Source organism: Streptomyces sp. SP18CS02, from assembly GCF_036322365.1.
Lineage (GTDB): Bacteria > Actinomycetota > Actinomycetes > Streptomycetales > Streptomycetaceae > Streptomyces.
On record NZ_JAQYXC010000276.1, the window covers coordinates 41305 to 61011 of the forward strand.

The 19707-nt window shown below is 73.9% G+C and carries 20 protein-coding genes and 1 riboswitch; of the genes, 14 read left to right on the forward strand and 6 right to left on the reverse strand.

Features of this window, described 5'->3' with window-relative positions; all coding sequences use genetic code 11:
• Positions 1–55: 55 nt before the first annotated feature.
• From PUR26_RS12505 to PUR26_RS12520, 4 genes are all read left to right on the forward strand, one after another.
• Entirely contained in the window at positions 56–703 is a 648-nt protein-coding gene (locus PUR26_RS12505) for a class I SAM-dependent methyltransferase (RefSeq protein WP_329872095.1), read from the forward strand.
• A 22-nt stretch (positions 704–725) separates the two neighbouring features.
• A complete protein-coding gene (locus PUR26_RS12510) occupies positions 726–1649 on the forward strand; it encodes an N-acetylmuramoyl-L-alanine amidase (RefSeq protein ID WP_329872097.1) in 924 nt (307 codons plus the stop codon).
• Positions 1650–1790: 141 nt separating this feature from the next.
• A complete protein-coding gene (locus tag PUR26_RS12515; RefSeq protein ID WP_329872099.1) occupies positions 1791–2666 on the forward strand; it encodes a hypothetical protein in 876 nt (291 codons plus the stop codon).
• Positions 2667–3001: 335 nt separating this feature from the next.
• Entirely contained in the window at positions 3002–3295 is a 294-nt protein-coding gene (locus tag PUR26_RS12520; protein ID WP_329872100.1) for a hypothetical protein, read from the forward strand.
• Between the two features lie 55 nt (positions 3296–3350).
• Here the strand turns inward: PUR26_RS12520 and PUR26_RS12525 are convergent, their stop codons facing one another.
• The 3 genes from PUR26_RS12525 to PUR26_RS12535 form a co-directional block, all read right to left on the reverse strand.
• Positions 3351–4433 (reverse strand): prenyltransferase, encoded by a 1083-nt coding sequence (locus tag PUR26_RS12525; RefSeq protein WP_329872101.1) that lies wholly within the window; start codon positions 4431–4433, stop codon positions 3351–3353.
• On the reverse strand, positions 4430–5173 hold the full coding sequence (locus PUR26_RS12530) for a class I SAM-dependent methyltransferase (RefSeq protein WP_329872103.1): 744 nt from the start codon (positions 5171–5173) through the stop codon (positions 4430–4432). Before PUR26_RS12530 ends, PUR26_RS12525 begins: the two co-directional genes overlap by 4 nt.
• A 193-nt stretch (positions 5174–5366) precedes the next feature.
• Positions 5367–6671, reverse strand: a complete 1305-nt coding sequence (locus PUR26_RS12535) for a glycosyltransferase family 4 protein (protein ID WP_329872105.1) — start codon at positions 6669–6671, stop codon at positions 5367–5369.
• A gap of 195 nt (positions 6672–6866) precedes the next feature.
• On the opposite strand from PUR26_RS12535, the gene PUR26_RS12540 reads away from it, so the two are divergent.
• Complete coding sequence (locus tag PUR26_RS12540; protein WP_329872107.1) at positions 6867–7526, forward strand: TetR family transcriptional regulator; 660 nt, start codon at positions 6867–6869, stop codon at positions 7524–7526.
• Positions 7527–7530: 4 nt separating this feature from the next.
• Here PUR26_RS12540 and PUR26_RS12545 read toward each other — a convergent pair whose 3' ends face one another.
• Positions 7531–8055: a hypothetical protein gene (locus PUR26_RS12545; protein ID WP_329872108.1), complete on the reverse strand. Its 525-nt coding sequence runs from the start codon at positions 8053–8055 to the stop codon at positions 7531–7533.
• A 191-nt stretch (positions 8056–8246) separates the two neighbouring features.
• On the reverse strand, positions 8247–8882 hold the full coding sequence (locus PUR26_RS12550) for a hypothetical protein (protein WP_329872110.1): 636 nt from the start codon (positions 8880–8882) through the stop codon (positions 8247–8249).
• Between the two features lie 204 nt (positions 8883–9086).
• Positions 9087–9158: riboswitch (cobalamin riboswitch) on the forward strand.
• Between the two features lie 128 nt (positions 9159–9286).
• Here PUR26_RS12550 and PUR26_RS12555 point away from each other — a divergent pair.
• From PUR26_RS12555 to PUR26_RS12595, 9 genes are all read left to right on the forward strand, one after another.
• On the forward strand, positions 9287–10573 hold the full coding sequence (locus PUR26_RS12555; RefSeq protein ID WP_329872112.1) for a prenyltransferase/squalene oxidase repeat-containing protein: 1287 nt from the start codon (positions 9287–9289) through the stop codon (positions 10571–10573).
• Positions 10570–11253 (forward strand): SCO2322 family protein, encoded by a 684-nt coding sequence (locus PUR26_RS12560; protein WP_329872114.1) that lies wholly within the window; start codon positions 10570–10572, stop codon positions 11251–11253. The genes PUR26_RS12555 and PUR26_RS12560 overlap by 4 nt, the downstream gene beginning before the upstream one ends.
• A complete protein-coding gene (locus tag PUR26_RS12565) occupies positions 11250–12344 on the forward strand; it encodes an energy-coupling factor transporter transmembrane component T (RefSeq protein WP_329872116.1) in 1095 nt (364 codons plus the stop codon). The genes PUR26_RS12560 and PUR26_RS12565 overlap by 4 nt, the downstream gene beginning before the upstream one ends.
• Positions 12341–14128 (forward strand): ABC transporter ATP-binding protein, encoded by a 1788-nt coding sequence (locus PUR26_RS12570; protein ID WP_329872117.1) that lies wholly within the window; start codon positions 12341–12343, stop codon positions 14126–14128. Before PUR26_RS12565 ends, PUR26_RS12570 begins: the two co-directional genes overlap by 4 nt.
• A gap of 125 nt (positions 14129–14253) precedes the next feature.
• On the forward strand, positions 14254–15036 hold the full coding sequence (locus PUR26_RS12575; protein WP_443077056.1) for an ECF transporter S component: 783 nt from the start codon (positions 14254–14256) through the stop codon (positions 15034–15036).
• 307 nt (positions 15037–15343) lie between these two features.
• Positions 15344–15748 (forward strand): transglycosylase SLT domain-containing protein, encoded by a 405-nt coding sequence (locus PUR26_RS12580; RefSeq protein ID WP_329872118.1) that lies wholly within the window; start codon positions 15344–15346, stop codon positions 15746–15748.
• Positions 15749–15872: 124 nt separating this feature from the next.
• On the forward strand, positions 15873–16541 hold the full coding sequence (locus PUR26_RS12585) for an O-methyltransferase (protein ID WP_329872120.1): 669 nt from the start codon (positions 15873–15875) through the stop codon (positions 16539–16541).
• A gap of 20 nt (positions 16542–16561) precedes the next feature.
• A complete protein-coding gene (locus PUR26_RS12590; protein WP_329872122.1) occupies positions 16562–16915 on the forward strand; it encodes an antibiotic biosynthesis monooxygenase family protein in 354 nt (117 codons plus the stop codon).
• Positions 16916–17085: 170 nt separating this feature from the next.
• On the forward strand, positions 17086–17589 hold the full coding sequence (locus PUR26_RS12595; RefSeq protein ID WP_329872123.1) for a GNAT family N-acetyltransferase: 504 nt from the start codon (positions 17086–17088) through the stop codon (positions 17587–17589).
• Between the two features lie 31 nt (positions 17590–17620).
• Here the strand turns inward: PUR26_RS12595 and PUR26_RS12600 are convergent, their stop codons facing one another.
• Positions 17621–19666 carry an MDR family MFS transporter gene (locus tag PUR26_RS12600; protein ID WP_329872125.1) on the reverse strand — a complete coding sequence of 682 codons (2046 nt, stop codon included), beginning with the start codon at positions 19664–19666 and terminating at the stop codon, positions 17621–17623.
• Between the last annotated feature and the right edge of the window lie 41 nt (positions 19667–19707).

Sequence of the window (19707 nt, forward strand, 5' to 3'; positions counted from 1 at the left end):
GCGGCGTACGGCAGCATGGGCGGCTCACACCCGGTACGACCAGGAGGAACCGCCCATGGCCGTCGCCCCACCCGAGCCGGAGACGCTCGCCGCCTTCGAGGCCGCCAAGGGGTTCATGCCCGTACGGGAGGGGCTCGCGCTCCACGCGGCCGCGGCACAGGCCGCGCTGCTCGGGCTGCCCCTGCTGGAGGTCGGCACCTACTGCGGGCGCTCCACCATCCTGCTGGCCGACGCGGCCCGCGCCGCCGGCACCGTGGCGGTCACGGTCGACCACCACCGGGGCAGCGAGGAGCAGCAGCCGGGCTGGGAGTACCACGACCCGACGGTCGTGGACCCGCAGGTCGGCCTGATGGACACGCTGCCGACGTTCCGCCGCACCCTGCACGCGGCGGGGCTGGAGGACCACGTCATCGCGGTCGTCGGCCGCTCCCCGCAGGTCGCGCGGGTGTGGGCGGGCGAGGTCGGACTGGTCTTCATCGACGGCGGCCACACCGACGAGCACGCGAACGGCGACTACGAGGGCTGGGCGCCGCGCGTGGCCCCCGGCGGCCTGCTGGTCGTCCACGACGTGTTCCCCGACCCGGCGGACGGCGGCCAGGCCCCCTACCGCGTCTACCTGCGGGCGCTGGAGTCCGGCGCGTTCACCGAGGTCTCGGTGACCGACTCGCTGCGTGTCCTGCGCCGTACGGCGCCGGGTATCTGACCGGAGCTCATACGATCGCGGCGTGTACGACGACAGCACCCCCACCCCGGCCCGGCGGCGCCCGGCCCGTACGACCCTGGTCATCGCGGCCGCCGCGCTGGTGGCCACCGGCGCGGCCGGATGGCTGTTCCTGAACGCCGGGTCCGGCCCGTCGGCGGGCGCGCCCGCCGGGACCGGCACCCGGGCGGCCTCCCCGGGCGCACCGGCGCCCGGCGGCTCGGCGACGGCACCGGGGAGCGGCGACGACGCCTCCGGAGCAGGCGACGGCACCCTGCCGCTGGCGGGGAGGACCGTGGTGATCGACCCGGGACACAACCCCGGGAACTTCGAGCACACCGATGAGATCAACCAGTCCGTGGACATCGGGACGAACCGCAAGGAATGCGACACCACCGGCACCTCCACCGACGCCGGTTACACCGAAGCCGCATTCACCAGGGATGTTTCACAGCGTCTTCGCACTCTCCTCAAGGAGCAAGGGGCGACGGTCGTCTTCACCCACGACGACGACCGGCCGTGGGGCCCGTGCGTGGACGAGCGCGCCCGGATCGGCAACAAGGCCGCGGCCGACGCCGTCGTCTCCGTCCACGCCGACGGTTCGGCGTCGGGGCACCGGGGCTTCCACGTGATCCTTCCGGCCCTGGTCAAGGAGGGCGAGGCCGATACGACGAGCATCGTCGGCCCTTCGCGCGCCCTTGGCGAGGACATCGCGCGCGCCTTCGCCCAGGCAACCGGAACCAATGCTTCCAACTATGTGGGTGACGGTACGGGGCTGGATGTGCGCGAGGATCTCGGCGGACTGAATCTGTCGACCCGGCCCAAGGTGTTCGTCGAATGCGGCAATATGCGTGACGCGAAGGACGCCGCATTGCTGACGAACGCGACCTGGCGGCAGAAAGCGGCGCGGGGGATCGCGGACGGGATCAGCACCTACCTGCGGGGGTAGGCGGGGCGGACGATAGATTCATGTTCCTGCCGGGGGGTCGGGGGTTGCCCCCCGGGGTAAGCACAGCATCCGTACGATGGGGCCGCCCCCCGTGCTTCTTGCGCCACCCCGACGAGACGAACCGACGAAGGACTCTTACACGTGAACATCCGCTCGCTCACTCGAGGCGATGGCGTGGTGATCGGAGCAGCGGTGGTGCTGTTCATCGCCTCGTTCCTCGGCCTTACCAGCATCACCTGCCCCTCCGGGGTCGACTGCTCCAGCTTCGACCGGGCGAACGCCTGGGACTCCCTCGGGCTTCTGATGAGCATGTTCCTCTCCGGTGTCATCGGCGCGGTGCTGATCGTCGTCGGGCGGGGCATGCCGGGACGCAAGATCGCCGGCATCGACCTCGGCCAGTTCGGCGTGGCCTTCTGCGTGTTCGCGGTCTGGACGGCGTTCTGGACCATCATCGACATGGACGCCGACGCCGGCGCCGGCATGATCCTCGGCCTGCTCGCCACCATCGCGCTCGCCGCGGCCGCCATCGCCGCTCCGCTCGTCCCCGCCCTGAAGGCCCCGCTCATGGGCGCGCCGCGTCCGGCCCCCCAGCCCTACGGCGGCCAGCCGCAGGGCGGTTACGGCTACCCGGGCGCCCAGCAGCCGTTCGGCGGCCAGCCGCAGGGTGGCTACGGCTACCCGGGCGGCCCGCAGCCCGGCCAGCCGCAGGCCGGTCAGCCGCAGCCGGGTCAGCCGCAGTCGGCGCAGGACAGCCACGCCGGCCAGCCGCAGCCCGCGGGCCCGCAGCAGGCCCAGGCGCAGCAGGGCGCCCCCGCCGCGGACTTCGCCCCGTTCTGGTTCGCCGTGCCGGTGGCCCGCCCGCTGTACGGGGAGGACGGCTCGCCGTCGCCGATCGCGGAGCTCGCGCCCGGTACGTGGTACCTCGCGGTCGAGCAGCGCGGTCCGGGCCTGGTGGCCCAGACGCAGGACGGCCGCCGTGGTGTCCTGCAGGACACCACCGGCATCCAGCGGGGATAGCACCCCCCAGCCGTACGCCGACGGCCCCCGCCCCACCGAAGGGCGGGGGCCGTCGGCGCGTCCCCCGGGCGTTCCTGACGGGCGGTCAACCGCGCACCGGAGCGACGCGGTCGACGCGCCCGTCCGCGCCCACCGGGCTGCGGGACCCGCCGCGCGCCGGGGCACGGCCACGGCCGGCACCGTCGGACACGGCACCACCGCCCTCGACGGCGCCGGCCACAGCGGCGTGCCGCCCCGGTCAACTCGGCTTGCCGAAAGGGCAGTTCGGAGCCGACCGCGGCGAGCGGCGCGCTCCGGCGAGGTTTCGGACGCGCCGACGGGGCAACCCGTCGGTCATGTCTCCCCGTCATCGCAGCGGAAGCAGCCAGGCGGCGACGATCGTCATCGTCATCGCCGACGTCATGGCCGTGGTCATCGGTCTGTGGATCGTGATGTACCTGCTGGACGCCAACCGCGCCAACGACCTGGTCGTCTTCGTCCAGGACGCGGCCCGCTGGCTGGCCGGCTGGTCGTACGACCTGTTCACCTTCGACGCGGCGTGGGCGCGCGTGGTCGCCGGGTACGGTCTGGCCGCCGTCGTGTACCTCTTCGTGGGCCACGCGATCGCCGGACAACTGCGGCGCCACTGACCGGCGCGCACCCCGCGCCTGCCGCGTGCTCATGGGGCGGCCGCGCCGCCACCGGTCAGCCGATGGCGCAGGCGCACTCGGGGGCGAGGCCGGCCGGCAGCCGTTCTCCGCCGAAGACGGCGACGGTCGCCTCGTCTCCCCCCAGGGCCGCCACCGCGAGCAGCAGCGAACCGGCCGTCCAGGTGGTGAGTTCCTCCGGCCAGACCGCCCGGTCGCCCTCGAAGACGTACCCCGTCCAGTACATGCCGTCGTCGGCGCGCAGGTGCCCGATCGACTGGAGGATCTCCAGCGCGCGGTCCGACTCCCCCATCGCCCAGAGGGCGAGGGCCAGTTCGCAGCTCTCGCCACCGGTGACCCAGGGGTTGGGCAGGACGCAGCGGACGCCGAGGCCGGGCACGACGAAGTCGTCCCAGGCGCTTTCGATGCGTTCCTTGGCGGCCGCGCCGGTGACGGCGCCGCCGAGCACCGGGTAGTACCAGTCCATCGAGTAACGGCTCTTGTCGAGGAACCGCTCGGGGTGGCTGCGGATGGCGTGGGCGAGCGCGCCCGTGGCGAGCTCCCAGTCCGGCTGGGGCTCCTCGCGTTCCTCGGCGATCGCCAGGGCGCAGCGCAGCGCCTGGTGGATCGACGAGCTGCCGGTCAGCAGGGCGTCGTCGACGGGGGTGCCGTCCGCCTCGCGCTTCCAGCCGATCTGGCCGCCGGGCTGCTGGAGCCGCAGCACGAACTCGACCGCCGCGTAGACGACGGGCCACATCCGGTCGAGGAACGCCTCGTCGCCGGTGGCCAGGTAGTGGTGCCAGACGCCGACGGCGATGTACGCGCAGAAGTTGGTCTCCCGGGCGGCGTCGGTGACCTGCTCGTGGTCGCCGTCCTGGTAGGCGGCGTACCAGGAGCCGTCGCCGTTCTGGTGCCGGGCGAGCCACTCGTAGGCGCGGGCGGCCGCGGCGTGCTCGCCGGCGGCGTCCAGCGCCATGGCCGCCTCGGTGTGGTCCCAGGGGTCCAGGTGGTGTCCCCGGAACCACGGGATGGCGCCGTCCTCGCGCTGGGCGGCGAGGATGCCGGCGACGGTCCGGGCGGCCTGCTCGGCGGTGAGCACACCGGGCAGGACGAGGTGTTCGGTGCGTTCGGGAGAGGTCACTTGGCGGCCGTCACGGGAAGGTGCGGCTTGGTCGCGTACGCCACGAAGCTCTTGCCCATGACGGGGTTCAGCGCCTGTTCGGCGAGCCTGGTGGCCAGGGGCTTCTTCATGATGTCCCAGACCAGGAGCTTGTGGTAGGCGCGGACGGGCAGCGCCGCGTCCTTGCCGTCCCTGCCCACGCCGAAGGCGCACTTCAGCCACCAGTAGGGCGAGTGCAGCGCGTGGGCGTGGTGGGTGCCGTACGGCTTGAGACCGGCTTCCCGGATCTTGGCGAGCAGCTCGTCGGCCTTGTAGATGCGGATGTGCCCGCCCTCGACCTCGTGGTAGGCGTCGGAGAGCGCCCAGCAGACCTTCTCGGGGCCGTAGCGCGGGACGGTGATGGCGATGCGGCCGCCCGGCTTGAGGACGCGGACCATCTCGGCGAGCACGCCCTTGTCGTCGGGGATGTGCTCCATCACCTCGGAGATGATCACGACGTCGAACGACTCGTCGGGGAAGGGCAGGTTGAGGGCGTCGCCCTCCATGGCGGTGGCGGTGGCGCCGGCGGGCGCCTCCCCGGCCTCCTTCATCGCCGCGAACCACTTGGCGACCTCGCGGATCTCCTCGCCGTTCTGGTCGAGGGCGACGACCTGCGCACCGCGCCGGTAGCACTCGAAGGCATGCCGTCCGGCCCCGCAGCCCAGATCGAGCACGCGGTCGCCGGGGGCGAGCGGGAAGCGGGAGAAGTCGACGGTCAGCACGAGTGCGGCCTGCTTTCGCGGTCGAGGGGGGCGTGTGCGGTGGCCGCGGGGCGGCGGACGCGGCGGATGCGGCGGGATGCGATGGGGATGGCGAGGGAACTGCGGGAGGTGGTGCGCGAGGGGCCGAGCGGGCCGGCCGGGGGGCCGGGGTGCCGTTCCGGGCGGCCCGGGGGCGCGGCCGTGGCGGTGGTTCTCATCGGCGCGCCCCGCGTGCGGCGATCGCCTCGCGGTAGAGCTCCGCCGTGCCCTGGGCCGCGCGGGCCCAGGTGAAGTTGGCCAGTACCCGGTCGCGGCCCGCGGCGCCCAGACGGGCGCGCAGCGTCTCGTCGCCCAGCAGGCGGCCGAGGGCCGCGGACAGCGCGCCCGCGTCGCCGGGCGGGACGGCCAGGCAGGTCTCGCCGTCGGCGCCGGCGACCTCGGGGATCGCGCCGCCCGTGGTGGCGACCAGCGGCGTACCGGTCGCCATGGCCTCGGCGGCGGGCAGCGAGAACCCCTCGTACAGCGACGGTACGCAGGCCACCTGGGCGCTGCGGACCAGGTCGACCAGCTCGGCGTCGGTGATGCCCTTGACGAACTCGACGGCGCCTTCCAGCCCGTACCGCTCGATGGCCTGCGCGACCGGCCCGTCCTCGGCGCGCCTGCCGACGACGACCAGGTGGGCGTCCGGGTTCTCGGTGCGCAGCTTGGCCAGCGCCTCGACGAGGTGGACGAGGCCCTTGAGCGGGACGTCCGCGCTGGAGGTGGTGACGATCCGGCCGGGCACCTCGGCGACCGACGGGTCGGGCGACCACAGGTCGGTGTCGGCGCCGATGTGCACGACCCGGATGCGCTCGCCGCGCACGCCGAGGTGGTCGACGATCTCCTGCCGGGAGGACCCGGAGACGGTGAGCACGGAGGGCAGCCGCCTCGCGACCCGCTTCTGCATGCGGGTGAAGGCGTACCAGCGGCGTACCGAGGCCCGGCGCTTCCAGTCCGGTGCGGCGTCCAGCTCCAGTCGCCGGTCCACGGTGATCGGGTGGTGGATGGTGGTGACCAGCGGGGCGCCGATGTCGCCGAGCAGGCCGTACCCGAGGGTCTGGTTGTCGTGGACGACGTCGAAGGCGCCGCGTCGGGCGGCCAGGTGGCGGCGGGCGCGCAGCGAGAAGGTCAGCGGCTCGGGGAAGCCCCCGGTCCACATGGTCGCGACCTCCAGGGCGTCGACCCAGTCGCGGTACTCGGCGCGCTTCGGCGTACGGAACGGGTCGGGCTGCCGGTACAGGTCCAGGCTGGGCAGCTCGGTGAGCGGCACGCCCTCGTCCAGGACCGGGTAGGGCTGCGAGCCGATCACCTCGACGCTGTGCCCGAGACGGGCGAGCTCGCGTGACAGGTGCCGCGTGTAGACGCCCTGGCCGCCGCAGAACGGGTTGCCCTTGTACGTGAGGAGGGCGATGCGCAGCGGTCCGTCACCGTCTCCGGTGACCCCGGCGCGGGGGCCTGCCTCAATGGCCTCAGCGGTCACTCGGGGCCCCCTTCTCACTGCGTTTCGCCGGAGCGTAACCGGTCGCGCTAATCTAGAACAAGTTTCAGACTTGGTGGTTCAAGGAGCTTCGAATCTACCGGCAGGTAGCGCCACTGTAAGAGACGGATCAGGTGATTCGCGCCACGGCCGGAGCCTCGCCATACTGTCGCGCACCAACGCCACGGAACGGGACCCATGACAACGGAAGCCAAGCCGACGTCGCCGCCCCTGACGGAACGCCAGGAGGCCCGTCGCCGCCGCATCCTGCACGCCAGCGCGCAGCTGGCCGGCCGGGGCGGTTTCGACGCGGTGCAGATGCGCGAGGTCGCGGAGGCCGCGGGGGTGGCGCTGGGCACGCTGTACCGGTACTTCCCGTCCAAGATCCACCTGCTGGTCGCCACCATGCAGGACCAGCTCGAACACCTGCACACCACGCTGCGCAGGCGGCCGCCCGGCGGCGACTCGGCGTCGGACCGGGTCGCCGGGACCCTGATGCGCGCCTTCCGCGCCCTCCAGCGGGAGCCGCACCTGGCGGACGCGATGGTGCGGGCCCTCACCTTCGCGGACCGGAGCGTGAGCCAGGAGGTCGACACCGTCTCCCGGCAGACGACGGCGATCATCCTGGACGCGACGGGGCTGGAGCACCCCACACCGGAGCAGCTCTCGGCGGTCCGGGTCATCGAGCACACCTGGCACTCGGCCCTGATCACCTGGCTGTCGGGGCGGGCCTCCATCGCCCAGGTGAAGATCGACATAGAGACGGTGTGCCGGCTGATCGATCTCACCTCCCCGGACGCGTCCGGGGACGGGGGGCGGCCCGCACCCTCGCAGGGGCACGGGCGCGGCCGGGGGTAGGACGCTACGGCTGCTTGTTCTTCGCCAGGTCCTCCGCGAAGAGCTTCTCGCACGCGGGGCCGTTGTCCGTGGCGATGAAGGAGACGATCAGGAAGGTTCCGGCCTGGCCCTGGTGGCTCGCCTTCACGGTCCAGCCGTTCTTGTCGAGCGACGTGATGACCGATCCCTGCTGGTCGAAGTCGCTCTTCTCCTTCCAGCCGCCCTTGGTGAGGGTCGCGACGGTGGCGTCGTAGGACTTCCTCGAATCGGTGACCTTCTCGCCGTCGGCCTGCCAGGAGACCATGCAGGGCTTGAGAGCCGCGGGGATGTCGTCGTTCGGCTTCTCCGCGAAGCCCGCCCCCGTGGCCGCGCCCGCGATCTCCTTGGTCACCGCCGCGGCGTCCAGGCTGCCGCCCGCCTCCGCGCCGGGGGCCGAGGAGCCGTCCGGGGACACCGCGCTCCCGCCCGCGTCCGAACCGCCCTCACTGCCGCAGCCCGCGACCAGCAGCACCACACCGGCAGCCGCGGCCGCCCACTTCGCCTTGCGCACGAATCTCCCAGTTCTGCGTGCACGGAGGTCCGACGACCCCCGTGATCGAGCGAGCAGCTTCCCACGCCGGCCTGCGAATCCTTGGTTGCGACGAGCTCCGCCCGCTGTTTCTTCGCGGCTCTTTCACGCCACCGGGTGCAGGACCCCGGCCGGCAGCGATGGGGGCCCGGCGGGCCGGGCCGGTCCCCGCCTCAGGGCGCCGGCCGTCGGAGCAACTCCCGCAGGAGGGGGTCCGGCAATCCGGTCTCGGGGTCCAGGCCCGCCTGCCAGCGCCGCTGCTCCTCGCGCCAGTGGACGAAGGGGGCGGTCGCGCCCCAGAGGGAGGCATCGCCCAGAGGGCACTCGTCGAACTCGGCCCGCATCATCCTGGCCAGGAAATCGACCATGCCGCAGTCGAAGAGCGCCCAACTGGACTCGCCGTAGGAGATCTGCCGGCGCCAGACCACCACGGGCCACCTGTCGGGGTCCGGGTCGAGCGTCAGCCAGCCCAGCTCGTTGGCGTTGCAGCCCGAACCCCACGGCAGGACGGGCCCGCCGTCCGCCGCGATCCCGGGAAGGCCCCCTTCGCGGGTCCACAGGTCACGGAACGCGGGCGCGCTCTTCAGGATGCTGCCGGGGTCCCACTGCGGATAGTCGACCGGCAGCGGCCCCAGAACCCCCAGCTCTCCGATGGCGCCGGCGCCGTAGACGGCCATGAAGGCCTTGTAGTCGCCGGGCAGCCGGCACCCCAGGGTGTCCTCGGCCGTCGGCCAGTCCACCCGCTCGTCGGCCCCGTGGTCCGGGGGGACGAGGCTGAGCAGCGTTTGCAGGGAACTCTGGTCGGACACGGCACTCCTTCGATCAGCGGCGGACGATCACCGTAGCGGCCGGCACCGACAGCCCCGCGGCGTCCTCGACCGGCGCGAGAGGGCCGGGCGCGGGCGGCATGGACGCCGGGCCGGCGCCGACGGGCGTACGAGCGGTCGCCGACCGGACGGAGCGGGGAGGAGGGCCCCCGGTAGAGTGTGCGAGTCGTCTTCATGTCCATTCGGGGGGAAGCCGGTGCGAATCCGGCGCTGACCCGCAGCCGTGAGCCGCCGTCCCGGCGGCGAGCCGGAATGCCCCGTCCCGGGACGTGACCGGCTCGTGTCATCGGGACCCGCCCGGTGACCGGCACCGTCGAGGCATACGGAGCCGGAGCCCGGTGCCTCCGCGTGCCCGGACCCGGCCCCGCAGGAGAGGCCACCCCGCCATGACCACCGTTCGCCGCAGCGCCGCAGCGCTCGCCGCCACCGCCGTGCTGCTCGCCGGCGGTGCCGGAGCCGTCGCCCAGGCGGCGCCGGCGCCCAGCCCCGCGCCGGTGCTCCCCTCCGGTCTGTACGGCAAGAAGGACCCGACGTACGACGGTGTCTGGCGGCAGTCGCTGGCCTTCATGGCGCAGGAGACCAGCGGCGTCGAGCCCGCCGAGAAGGCCGTGGCCTGGCTGCTCGGCCAGCAGTGCGACAGCGGCGCGTTCGCCTCCTACCGGCCCGACCCGGCCAAGACCTGCGACCCCACGACGATGCTGGACACCAACGCCACCGCCGTCGCCGTGCAGGCGCTCGCCGGGCTCGACAAGCCGGAGACGGAGGAGGGCAAGACCGACCCGGTCACCATGGCCGTGCAGTCCGGCGCCGCCTGGCTCAAGGGCGTGCAGAACAAGGACGGCGGCTGGAGCTACAACCCCGGCGGGGCCAGCGACGCCAATTCCACCTCCATCGTCATCAGCGGCCTCGCCGCCGCGGGCGAGAAGCCCGGCGCCGTGAAGTCGAGCGACGGCAGGACCCCCTACGACGCGCTGCTGTCCTTCGCGATCCCGTGCGACGCCCCGCAGGGCCCGGGCGCCTTCGCCTACCAGCCCGACAAGGACGGCAGGCTCGTCGCCAACGGCGACGCCACCGCCGCCGCCGTACTGGCCGGGCTCGGCAAGCACTTCCAGACCCGGGGCGCCAAGCCCGACCAGCCGCCCACCTGCGAGAAGGGCGCCAAGGCGACCGCCGAGCGGGCCGCCCGCAACGGCGCCTCGTACCTGGTCACCGCGCTGGCCCCGACCGGCCACCTCGACCTGCCCCCCATGCCGGGCGCCGCCGCCACCGCCCCCCAGCCCGACTTCGGCAACACCGCCGACGCGGTGGTCGCCCTCGGCGCGGCCGGCCACAGCGACAAAACGGCCGGCGCGATCGAGTGGCTGAGCGAGAACTCCGCCGGCTGGGCGGCGCAGAACGGCCCCGCGGCCTGGGCGCAGCTGATCTTCGCCGCCCACACCGTGGGCGCCGACACCCGGGACTTCGGCGGTGTCGACCTGGTGGCGAAGCTCAACGCCACCGGCCCGGCCCCCCGGTCCACGGTCGAGACGCGGGCGCAGGAGGAAGAGGACCAGAAGAAGGAGGAGAACGGTGAGAGCTCGGGCTTCAGCGTCTGGCTGATCATCGCCATCTTCCTCGCCGTCGGCATGGGCATCGGCTTCCTGCTCAGCGGCCGCAAGAACCGGCAGCTGTGACCCGTCTCCGGGCGGCCGTCCTCCTGCCGGCGCTCTGCGCCGCCCTGACCGTCCTCGGCGCGGGTCCCGCGCAGGCCGACGGGTACCGCTACTGGTCGTTCTGGGAGGGCGGCGACGGCAGCCGGTGGGCGTACGCCACCCAGGGACCGGCCACCGCCCGGCCCGCCGACGGCACCGTCAACGGCTTCCGGTTCGCGGTGAGCGCCGACAGCGCGGACGCCGCACGGCCCCGCCGGGCCCCCGACTTCGGCACCATCTGCGCCGCCACCCCCGCCCAGGACGGGACCAAGCGGGTCGCGCTGGTCATCGACTTCGGCACGGCGGCCGACGCGCCCGAGGGCGAGACCCCGCCCGCCGCGCGCACCGCCTGCGCACGCGTCAGGCCCGACGCCACGGCGGCGGAGGCGCTGGCCGAGGCCGCGAAGCCGTTGCGGTACAACAGCGACGCGCTGCTGTGCGCGATCTCCGGGTATCCGCGTACGGGCTGCGGCGAGCAGGTCGTGGCCGGGGAATCCGCGACCGGAACCGGGCCGGCCGACGACGCCACCGCGCCCGCGGCCGCCGGGCCGGCGGACGGGGGCGACGGGGACGGCCCGTCCGTCGGACTCGTCGCCGGTGCCGCCGCGGTCCTGGCCCTCGGCGCCGCCGCGGTGTGGCAGGCGCGCCGCCGCCGCCCATGAGCCCCCGCGCACCCGAGGCGAGCCGCGCCAACGCCGTCCACGCGGGCGCCTGGTGGCTGTGGGCCCTGGGCCTGGCCACCGCCGCCTCCCGCACCACCAACCTGCTGCTGCTCGGCCTGCTGGCCGGGGTGGCCGGCTATGTGGTGGCGGCGCGGCGCACCGACGCTCCCTGGGCCCGGTCCTACGGCGCGTTCGTGAAGCTCGGGCTGGCCGTGCTCGTCGTCCGGCTGCTGTTCGCCGTCTTCCTCGGCTCCCCGATCCCCGGCACGTACGAGCTGTTCACACTGCCCGAGGTGCCGCTGCCCGACTGGGCGCGCGGCGTACGGATCGGCGGCCGGGTCACGGCCGAGCAGTTGCTGTTCGCCCTGTACGACGGCGCGAAGCTCGCCACGCTGCTGATCTGCGTGGGCGCCGCCAACGCGCTCGCGAACCCGGCGCGGCTGCTGAAGTCGCTGCCGGGCGCGCTGTACGAGGCGGGTGTCGCCGTGGTCGTCGCGATGACGTTCGCGCCGAACATGGTGGCCGACGTGGTGCGGCTGCGGAACGCGCGGCGGCTGCGGGGGCGGCCGACGGGCGGCGTGAAGGCGGTGCTCCAGATCGGGCTGCCGGTCCTGGAGGGCGCGCTGGAGCGGTCGATCGCGGTCGCCGCGTCGATGGACGCCCGGGGGTACGGGCGTACGGCCCGGGTCCCGGCGGCGGTCCGGCACACGACCACGGCGCTCACCCTCGGCGGGCTGCTGGGGATCTGCGCCGGTTCGTACGGGCTGCTCACCGCCACCGGCAACTCCTACGGTCTGCCGCTGGTGATCGCCGGGCTGGTCGCGGCGGTGGCCGGGCTGCGGCTGGGCGGGCGCCGTTCGGTGCGCACCCGCTACCGGCCCGACGCGTGGGGCGCCCGCTCGTGGCTGATCGCCGGCTCGGGCGCGGCGGTGGCGGTCCTGATGATCGGGGCGTCGGCGCTCGACCCGGCGGCGCTGCACCCGGGTGTGGTGCCCCTGGTCGCCCCCCGGCTGCCGGTGTGGCCGGCCCTTTCCCTGCTGCTGGGCCTGGTGCCCGCGTTCGTCGCCCCCGTCCCCAAGGAGTCCGCGTGATCCGGTTCGAGAACGTCTCGGTGACGTACGACGACGCCGCCGAGCCGACGCTGCGGAACGTGGACCTCACGGTCCCGGAGGGCGAACTGGTCCTGCTGGTGGGCCCCTCCGGAGTCGGCAAATCGACTCTGCTGGGTGCGGTGTCCGGTCTGGTGCCGCACTTCACGGGCGGCACACTGGGCGGCCGGGTCACGGTCGACGGCCGGGACACCCGCACCCACAGGCCGCGCGAGCTCGCGGACCTGGTGGGCACCGTCGGCCAGGACCCGCTCGCGCACTTCGTCACCGACACCGTCGAGGACGAGCTGGCGTACGGGATGGAGTCGCTGGGCCTGGCGCCCGAGGTGATGCGCCGCCGCGTCGAGGAGACCCTGGACCTGCTGGGCCTGGCGGACCTGCGCGAGCGGCCCATCGCCACGCTCTCGGGCGGACAGCGGCAGCGGGTGGCCATCGGCTCGGTGCTCACCCCCCATCCCAAGGTCCTGGTGCTGGACGAGCCGACGTCCGCGCTGGACCCGGCGGCCGCCGAGGAGGTCCTGGCCGTCCTGCAACGGCTGGTGCACGATCTGGGCACCACGGTCCTGATGGCCGAGCACCGCCTGGAGCGGGTCGTGCAGTACGCGGACCGGGTGGCCCTGCTGCGCTCCCCGGGCACGCCGGTGCTGGTGGGCCCCCCGGCCGAGATCATGGCGGTGTCCCCGGTGCACCCGCCGGTGGTGGCCCTGGCCCGGCTGGCGGGCTGGTCCCCGCTCCCCCTCACCGTGCGCGACGCCCGCCGCCGATCCGGGTCCCTGCGCGCCCGGCTCGACGGCAGGGAACCGTCGCCGGCGACCGCCGGACGGGCGGCGGGAACGGCCCCGGCCACGGGCACGTCCGCAGCCGCGTCCGCCGCGCCCACGCCCGTCGAGGCCCCCGCTCCCGCTCCCACGCCCGCCGAGGCCCCCGCCCCCGGGCGGCCGGGCCCGCGCGGGCTCCTCGGGAGGCTGGGGCGCCGGAGCCGGCCCGAAGGAGCCCGGCGGGAGACAGGACAGGGCGCCGGACTGCTGGCCGTCGAGCGGCTGGGCGTGCGCCGTGGGCGGGTCGAGGCGCTGCGGCGCGTCGACCTGACCGTGCGGCCGGGTGAGACGGTCGCGCTCATGGGCCGCAACGGGGCCGGCAAGTCCACCCTGCTCGGGGCGCTCGTCGGCCTCGTCGAACCGGCGTCGGGCAGCGTCCTGGTGAGCGGACGGGCCCCGCACCGCACGCCGCCGCGCGAGCTGATCCGGCAGGTCGGCCTCGTCCCGCAGGAGCCGCGCGACCTGCTGTACGCCGACACCGTGGGCGCCGAGTGCGTGGCCGCCGACAGCGACGCGGGCGCCGAGCCGGGCTCCTGCCGGGCCCTGGTGTCCCGGCTGCTGCCCGGCGTACCGGACCACACCCACCCGCGCGACCTGTCGGAGGGCCAGCGCCTCGCCCTGGCGCTCGCCGTCGTGCTGACCGGCCGGCCCCCGCTGCTGCTCCTCGACGAACCGACCCGGGGTCTGGACTACGCGGCCAAGGCCCGGCTGGTGGCGGTCCTCGGGGCGCTGGCGGCCGACGGACACGCCATCGTGATGGCGACGCATGACGTGGAGCTCGCCGCGGAGCTGGCGCACCGGGTGGTCGTCCTGGCCGACGGCGAGGTCGTCGCGGACGGACCGACGCCGGAGGTGGTCGTCTCCTCGCCCGCCTTCGCCCCGCAGGTGGCCAAGATCCTCGCCCCGCGGCCCTGGCTGACCGTCTCCCAGGTGGAGGCGGCCCTGTGAACGCCCCGACCGGCCGGACGGACCGCACCCCCGCGCGGACGCCCGGCCCGGCACGTCCGGCGCCACGTCCGGAACCGCCCCTCTCGCGTACCGGGCCGCGTCCGGTCCGTCTGGGGCCCCGTTCGGTGGCCGCGCTCGGGCTGATCACCGTCATCGGGGTCCTCGCTTTCGGCTGGCCGCTGCTCGCGGACGCCGGGTCGGGCCTGGCCGACCACGCCCAGGACGCGCCCTGGCTCTTCGCGGCGCTGCTGCCGCTGCTGGTGGGGGTCGTCGTCGCGACCATCGCGGACCGCGGGATGGACGCCAAGGCGGTGGCGATGCTCGGCGTCCTGGCGGCGGTCGGCGCCGCACTGCGGCCGCTCGGGGCGGGTACGGCCGGTCTGGAGCCGATGTTCTTCCTCATGGTGCTGAGCGGCCGGGTGCTCGGCCCGGGGTTCGGCTTCGTCCTCGGCGCCGTCACCATGTTCGCCTCCGCGCTGCTCACCGGCGGGGTCGGCCCCTGGATGCCGTTCCAGATGCTGTCGATGGGCTGGTTCACGATGGGCGCCGGACTGCTGCCGGGGCAGGAGAGGCTGCGGGGGCGGGGTGAACTGCTGATGCTGGGGCTCTACGGGGCGCTGGCGTCGTTCGCGTACGGCACGATCATGAACCTGCAGGGCTGGGTGACGCTCCAGGGCATGGGCAGCGGCGTCTCCTTCCACGCGGGCGACCCGGTGGCGGAGAACCTGGTGCGGTTCCTGGCGTACTGCGCGGCGACATCGCTGGGCTGGGACCTGGGGCGGGCGGTGCTGACCGTCGTCCTGACCCTCGCCATCGGTTCCACGGTTCTCAAGGCATTGCGGCGGGCAACTCGCAGGGCTGCTTTCGAGGCCCAGGTCACATTCGAAGGCTCCACAGAGCCCGACTAGGGCTCGCCCCGGGTGAGGCGCCCCACAGGCCGTTGGTCCCGTACTACCGCGAATAGGACAGACCGACGGATCCTCCGGCCTCCGCGGCGACCTGCGCCGATCGAGCCGGCCCACCCCCTGCCGGTGGTCCCCGGATCCGGTGTCGCCTAGTAACAAGGGGCATTGCGGCGCCTGCGCGGCCCTGCTTCTCTGGTGATGTCGCCGGGCGCCGCTCGCATCGCAGCGCCTTCGGCAGCCACTTCCCCCCGCCCCTGGCGTGGATTCGGCATGCCCGGCGGCGCCCATGTCCCCGACGTTAGGTCGTTTCGTGTTCCGCTCGCTCGCCAGCCGTTTCTCCGCCCGCCAGAAGTCCGTCGCCGCCGGTGCCGCCCTCCTCCTGGGCGCTTCGGGTGCCGTGCTCGGCGCGACCGCTCCGGCCTCCGCCGCCCCCTCGGCGCAGGACATCGCGAAGAAGATGGTCCCGACGGGCCAGTACCAGTGCTTCGACAAGATCGTGTCGCACGAGTCCAACTGGAACGCGGGCGCCACCAACGCCTCCTCGGGTGCGTACGGCCTGGTCCAGGCCCTGCCCGGCTCGAAGATGGCCTCGGCGGGCGCCGACTGGAAGACCAACCCGAAGACCCAGATCAAGTGGGGCCTGGACTACATGAACGACCGTTACGGCAGCCCGTGCGGCGCCTGGTCGCACTGGCAGGCCAACGGCTGGTACTGAGCCGACGGACCACCGGGCGTCCACAGAACCGCGCGGCCGGCCACGACCCGGCCCGGCGCGCGGGCGCGGCACGAGCCGGCGATCGGCACGCCGGCGCGCCCGGCCGTGGAGTACGTTCGGCACCATGACGCAAGAGCAGTGGAACGCCGTGGACGACTACGTCACCGGTCTGCTGGCCCCCGGCGACGAGGCCCTGACGGCCGCGCTCCGGGACAGCGAGGCGGCCGGTCTGCCGGCCATCGCCGTGGCCCCGAACCAGGGCAAGCTTCTGCACCTGCTGGCCCGCGTCCAGGGGGCGCGCTCGGTCCTGGAGATCGGCACGCTCGGTGGCTACAGCACCATCTGGCTGGCCCGGGCGCTGCCCCCGGACGGACGGCTGGTCTCGCTGGAGTACGACCCCGCCCACGCCGATGTCGCCCGCGCCAACCTCGCCAGGGCCGGCCTCGACCCGATCGCCGAGGTGCGCACGGGTGCGGCCCTGGAGACCCTGCCGGCGCTGGCCGCCGAAGGGGCCGGCCCCTTCGACCTCGTCTTCGTCGACGCGGACAAGCGCAACAACCCGCACTATGTGCGGTGGGCGCTGGAACTCACCCGGCCGGGCAGCCTCATCATCGTGGACAACGTGGTGCGCGGGGGCGCGGTCACCGACGCGACCAGTACGGACGAGGGCATCGTCGGGACGCGCGAGATGTTCGACCTGATCGCGCGCGAGCCCCGGCTGGACGCCACGGCGCTCCAGACGGTGGGCACGAAGGGGTACGACGGTCTGCTGCTGGCCCGCGTCATCGGCTGAGCGCGTCCTATGCTGCCGGTATGAGCATCGTGAAGATCAACGCCCTGACCGTACCGGCCGAGCAGCGCGAGATCCTGGAGAAGCGCTTCTCCTCCCGGGCCGGCTCCGTCGAGGGGTCCGACGGCTTCGAATGGTTCGAACTGCTCCGTCCGGTGGAGGGGACCGACCAGTACCTCGTCTACACCCGTTGGCGCGACGAGGCCTCCTTCCAGGCGTGGATGGAGGGTCCGATGAAGGCCGCGCACCAGGGCGGGTCCCCGGCCCAGGGCGGCGGCCCGGCCCAGGGCGAGGGCGGTGAGCGTCCCAAGCCGGCCGCCTCGGCGTCCACGCTGTGGTCGTTCGAGGTGGTCCAGCAGGCCGCCCCGAAGGCCTGACCCGACGACGGCGGCCCGGAGCCGCGCGGCGCCGAACCGCGCGGCGCCGAACCGCGCGGCGCCGAACCGCGCGGCTCCGGTGTCGCGAGGCGGGGCGTGCGGGAGCCCGGGCCGAGGGCCGGGCCGCAAAGGATTGGCGCGGCGGCCCCCCGTCCGGGTACAGAGGGTCCATGACAAGCCGATGGACCCTCGACTTCGAGCGCCACGACACGCCCGACGCCTCGGCGCTGCGCCGTGACTACTACGACGAGGTGGCCGGCCGCTACTGGCGCCGGCCGGCGACGGCGGCGGAGATCGACGAGGGACTGGCGGACGACGGGGTGGATCTGCTCACCCCGCCCACCGGGCAGTTCGTGGTCGGCCGGCTCGACGGCGCCCCGGCCGCCTGCGGCGGGATCCTGATGCTGGACGCCGAACGCGCCGAGCTCACCCGCGTCTTCGTCCGCCCCGCCTTCCGGGGCACCGGGGGCGCCGCGCTGCTGCTGGACGCCCTGGAGTCGGCGGCCCGAGGGCTCGGCGCCCGGCGGATGGTCCTCAACACCCGCCTGGACCTCGTCGAGGCACGCGCGCTGTACACCCGGAGCGGCTACCGGGAGATCCCGGCGTACTGCGAGGGCCCGTACATGGACATCTGGTACGGCAAGGAGCTCCACGCGGACGCCCTGCGGGGCTGAGGTCCGGGCGGCCGCGCTCCGCCGCCCGCCCCTACGCCGCGTGGTCCCGCCGCGCCAGCGGGCCCCTCGGGCGCTCCTGGTCCGAGCCGGAGAGCTCCGCCGTCAGCTCCTCGACCAGCTGCACCAGATCGGTCGGCCGGTCGGGGCCCCACCAGTCGCCGAGCAGCTCGGCGAGGGAGTCCTCACGCGCCCTGGCCAGGCGCGCGGCGACGTCCACACCACGGTCGGTGAGCAGCAGCGGCAGCCCTTCCCGGCGTGCCAGGCCCCGCTCCTCCAGCTGCCGGGACGCCTGGTTGATCGCCCTGATCGGTACGGGGGTGGTGTCGGCGAGGCGCGCGGGCTCCACCGCGCCGTGGCGTTTGATCCGCAGCAGCAGCCAGCTCGCGGTGGGCAGCAGGTCGAGGCCCGCGCGGGCCGTGATCTTCTCGTAGACCGCCTTGCGGCCCTCCCGGGAGCCCAGCACCGACAGGGCGCGGGCGCACTCCTCGTACGAGGAGCGCTCGACGGGGTTGGAGGCGAGCGTCTGACTGGGCTCGGGCGCGGTGACCGAGGCGCGCAACGGGTCCTCCCGGAGGAACCAGGCGACCAGGAAGGCGAGGAGGACGACGGGTGACGCGTAGAGGAAGACGTCGGTGATGGACGTCGCGTAGGCGTGCAGGGCCGCCGGGCGCAGGCCGGCCGGGAGCACGGCGATGGCGCGCGGGTCGGCGGCGATCCGGTCGGCCGCTCCGGGCGGCACGCCCGCTCCGGAGAGGGCCTCGGTGAGCTTGCCGGTGAGCCGGTTGGTGAAGACGGTGCCGAAGACGGCGACGCCGAACGAGGCGCCGATGGAGCGGAAGAAGGTCGCGCCGGAGGTGGCGACGCCCAGGTCCTCGTAGGAGACGGCGTTCTGCACGACCAGCACCAGGACCTGCATGACCAGGCCGAGTCCGGCGCCGAAGACGAAGAAGTACAGGCTCATCTCCCAGGCGGGGGTGGCCTCCTCCAGCCGGTGCAGCAGGAGCAGGCCGATGGCCGTCACGCCGGTGCCGGCGAGGGGGAACACCTTCCAGCGGCCGGTGCGGCTGACGATCTGTCCGGACGCGGTGGAGGTGAGCAGCAGGCCCAGCACCATCGGCAGCATGTGCACGCCGGACATGGTCGGGGTGACGCCCTGGACGACCTGGAGGAAGGTCGGCAGGTAGGTCATCGCGCCGAACATCGCGAAGCCGACGATGAAGCTGATGACCGCGACGAGGGTGAAGGTGCGGATCCGGAAGAGCTTGAGCGGCAGTACGGGCTCGGCGGCGCGCTTCTCCGCGCGTACGAACCACACCAGCAGGACGACGCCGAGCACGGCGAGGGCGATGATCTGTGCGGAGCCCCAGGCCCAGGTGGTGCCGCCGAGTGACGCCACCAGGACGAGGCAGGTGGCGACGGAGGCGATGAGGAAGGTGCCGAGGTAGTCGATGGTGTGGCGGGTGCCGCGGGCCGGGATGTGCAGGACGGCGGCGATGACGAAGAGGGCGACGACGCCGATCGGCAGGTTGATGTAGAAGACCCAGCGCCAGGACAGGTGCTGGGTGAACAGTCCGCCGAGCAGCGGGCCGAGCACGCTGGTGGCGCCGAAGACGGCTCCGAACAGTCCCTGGTACCTGCCGCGTTCGCGTGGGGACACCAGGTCGCCGACGATCGCCATGGACAGCACCATCAGACCGCCGCCGCCCAGGCCCTGGACGGCGCGGAAGGCGATGAGCTGGGGCATGTTCTGGGCGACGCCGCACAGCGCCGAGCCGATCAGGAAGAGGACGATGGCGGCCTGGAAGAGTTTCTTGCGTCCGTACTGGTCACCGAGCTTGCCCCACAGGGGGGTGGCGGCGGTCGCCGCCAGCATGTAGGCGGTGACGACCCAGGACAGGTGGTCCATGCCGCCGAGTTCGCTGACGATGGTCGGCAGGGCGGTGGAGACGATGGTCTGGTCGAGCGCGGCCAGCAGCATGCCGAGCAGCAGGGCACCGATCGCGACCAGGACCGCGCGTCGGCTGTGGCCCTCACCGGGTATCGGGCTGATGGCCGGGGTGCTCACTTCCTGCGCCATGTACCTCTCCCTCATGAGCGGCGGGCCTCATCACGTACCCC

Bases quoted from the DNA above. Each gene is read 5' to 3' on its own strand.
- PUR26_RS12520 (WP_329872100.1), top strand. From the start codon at position 3,002: ATGTCTCCCCGTCATCGCAGCGGAAGCAGCCAGGCGGCGACGATCGTC.
- PUR26_RS12590 (WP_329872122.1), top strand. From the start codon at position 16,562: ATGAGCATCGTGAAGATCAACGCCCTGACCGTACCGGCCGAGCAGCGC.
- PUR26_RS12540 (WP_329872107.1), top strand. From the start codon at position 6,867: ATGACAACGGAAGCCAAGCCGACGTCGCCGCCCCTGACGGAACGCCAG.
- PUR26_RS12600 (WP_329872125.1), bottom strand. From the start codon at position 19,666: ATGGCGCAGGAAGTGAGCACCCCGGCCATCAGCCCGATACCCGGTGAG.
- PUR26_RS12585 (WP_329872120.1), top strand. From the start codon at position 15,873: ATGACGCAAGAGCAGTGGAACGCCGTGGACGACTACGTCACCGGTCTG.
- PUR26_RS12505 (WP_329872095.1), top strand. From the start codon at position 56: ATGGCCGTCGCCCCACCCGAGCCGGAGACGCTCGCCGCCTTCGAGGCC.
- PUR26_RS12565 (WP_329872116.1), top strand. From the start codon at position 11,250: ATGAGCCCCCGCGCACCCGAGGCGAGCCGCGCCAACGCCGTCCACGCG.
- PUR26_RS12595 (WP_329872123.1), top strand. From the start codon at position 17,086: ATGACAAGCCGATGGACCCTCGACTTCGAGCGCCACGACACGCCCGAC.
- PUR26_RS12555 (WP_329872112.1), top strand. From the start codon at position 9,287: ATGACCACCGTTCGCCGCAGCGCCGCAGCGCTCGCCGCCACCGCCGTG.